This window comes from Enterococcus sp. (assembly GCF_022711995.1).
Lineage (GTDB): Bacteria > Bacillota > Bacilli > Lactobacillales > Enterococcaceae > Enterococcus_D.
On the sequence record NZ_JALAHI010000052.1, the window covers coordinates 1 to 2522 of the forward strand.

The 2522-nt window shown below is 40.8% G+C and carries 2 protein-coding genes; both read right to left on the reverse strand.

Annotated features, from left to right (window positions below):
• Positions 1-77: 77 nt before the first annotated feature.
• Positions 78-1871: a sugar-binding domain-containing protein gene (locus Q0A12_RS05380; RefSeq protein WP_291291640.1), complete on the reverse strand. Its 1794-nt coding sequence runs from the start codon at positions 1869-1871 to the stop codon at positions 78-80.
• Positions 1872-1914: 43 nt separating this feature from the next.
• The coding region (locus Q0A12_RS05385; RefSeq protein ID WP_291291641.1) for a carbohydrate ABC transporter permease at positions 1915-2522 on the reverse strand (608 nt) is incomplete at its 5' end.

The window sequence follows — 2522 nt, forward strand, 5'->3', positions numbered from 1 at the left end:
GATTATGCAGAACACTATCAACACATTTCTTTTGAACAGTAGATTTAATAACAAAAAAAAGAGCAAAATTTGCTCTTTTAATCAGATAATTGCATTTTATTAATAATCGTTATATGCCAGCGATCATTGATTTGCTTGATAGTATCAACTGGACATTTTGGTTGTCGCTCAGCAGTCAGCAAACCATTTTTTTCTTGTTCCACATCTGTCAACTGCGTGTAGCAGAAGCCGTGTAGGATTTCTGATTGATAGACCGCATCGATCACTCGCTGATATTCTTGCACAAATTCCGTTTCATTGGCTGCATTGGTATACCCCCAACCTTCATTTCCTTTGTCATAACCAATACCACCAAATTCGGTTAGTAAAATAGGAACCTCTTGGTGTTGAAAGCCGGGACAGTAAATTTTTCTACGATTGGGTTCAGAAGCTAAAATTCCCTCTTTTGTTCGTAAGCTAGCGATGAAGTGGCGGTATTTCTCCTGTTCTTCTTTTGTGCCATGAACATAACTGTGAATCCCGCAAATATCGGTCTCTGTCATCTCCCAGCCATCGTTTGAGAGCACTAATCGAGTGGCATCCAATGAATGAATCAAGTGATAAATGGCTTGTGAAAAATGCTGCTGCTGACGATCAATACTGATTTCCGGTACGCCCCAACTCTCATTGATCGGTACCCAAGTCGTGATACAAGGATGATTGTAGTCGCGGTCAATGATTTCTTGCCATTCAGCCATTACTTTCCCTGCACTCCTGCGGGTATAAACACTTGGTGAAGCACATTCTCCCCAAACAATAAATCCAAGCTGATCCGCCCAAAATAAGAAGCGAGGGTCCTCCACTTTCTGATGCTTTCGGCAGCCGTTGAAGCCCATTGATTTGGCTAATTCAATATCCTTTTTATAGTCTTCATCAGTTGGAGCTGTCATAAGGCTTGAGGGCCAATAGCCTTGATCCAATACCAATTTCTGGTAATACGGCCGATTGTTTAAGTGGATCATACCATCTTGAATATGGATTTTTCGCAAACCAAAATAGCTTTTAACAGTATCAATACACCTTCCTTGTGACCAAACCTCAAAAACGACATCAAAAAGACGCGGGGTCTCAGGTGTCCAAGTCCAACCACTGCCATGAAAATCACTGCGGTCGATCTTTTGATTGAATAAGCTGTATGAACGTTTGAATTGATGTTCTGTCAACAGCTGCCGATCAGAAACAATTCGTTTTTCGCCATAATAAATTTTTGTGACTAACTCTTTATCCGCTAAATCCCCAGCATAATGATAGGCGATCTCTACAGAACCTCGATCAAACTCACTGGTATAAAAGACCTTTTCCAAATAGCCTTTTTTATCAACTGCCTCTAACCAAACCGTCTGCCAGATCCCCGTCGTTCGCGTGTACCAGATAGCCGCCGACTCCTCCTGCCAGTATTGCTTTCCTCTAGGAATTTCTTCATCTGTTGAAGGATCAAAGACCTTCAGTGTAAGGAGATCATTGTCAAAAGTCACATATTGGGTCACATCAAAAGAAAAGGAGGTATGACCGCCAATATGTTCTCCCACTAGCTTGTGATTGATATAAACCCAACAGTGATAATCGACAGCGCCAAAATGTAACAATAAACGTTTGTCTTGCCAAGCATCTGGCACCACCAGCTCTCGCTGATACCAGACACCGTCATGAAAGCTTTTGATCTCAATTCCACTTTGCTTGGACTGAAAGACATAAGGAACTTCGATCGTTTGTGTCAATGCTTGTGGCTGTTGTTCCTCTAGGTTGTCCGTAAAATCAAATTGCCACTTGCCGTTTAAATTCAGCCATTCCCTTCGTTCAAATTGCGGACGCGGGTATTCTGGTCTGTTCATTGCATCCTCTCCTTTTCAAACTATTTTTTATTACGCAGGCAAACTAACCTTTGCTTCCAGAAGTAAGACTGATTCCTTGAATAAAATACTTTTGGCCGAAGAAAAACAAGACTAACGCTGGAATCGTCATTAATGTAGAAGCCGCCATCATGATGTTCCATTGAGAAGAAAATTGCCCTTTTAGTTGCAATAATCCGAGGGCTAATGTCTGTTTACTAGGATCATTCAAGTAAATCAAGGGGCCAAAAAAATCATTCCAAGTATTCATAAAGGTAAAGAAGCCTACGACCATCATGGCAGGTTTAACTAATGGAAGCATGATCTTATAAAAAATCTGCCAATGGGTTGCACCATCCAGGATCGCTGCTTCATCTAATTCTTTTGGGATACCAGCAAAAAATTGTCGCATCAAAAAGACATTGAAACCACCACCGCCAAAAAAGGCTGGGGCGATCAAAGGTACAAAGGAATTTACAAACCCTAATTGATTCCACATCATAAATGTGGGAATCAACGTCACTGCACCTGGAAGCATCATTGTCGCAATGACCATCGCAAACCACATATTCTTATACTTAAAATTTAAACGACCAAAAGCATAACCGCATAAACAAGAAGTAAAAACATTCCCAATAATACAAGGAATAATAA

Bases quoted from the DNA above. Each gene is read 5' to 3' on its own strand.
- Q0A12_RS05380 (WP_291291640.1), bottom strand. From the start codon at position 1,871: ATGAACAGACCAGAATACCCGCGTCCGCAATTTGAACGAAGGGAATGG.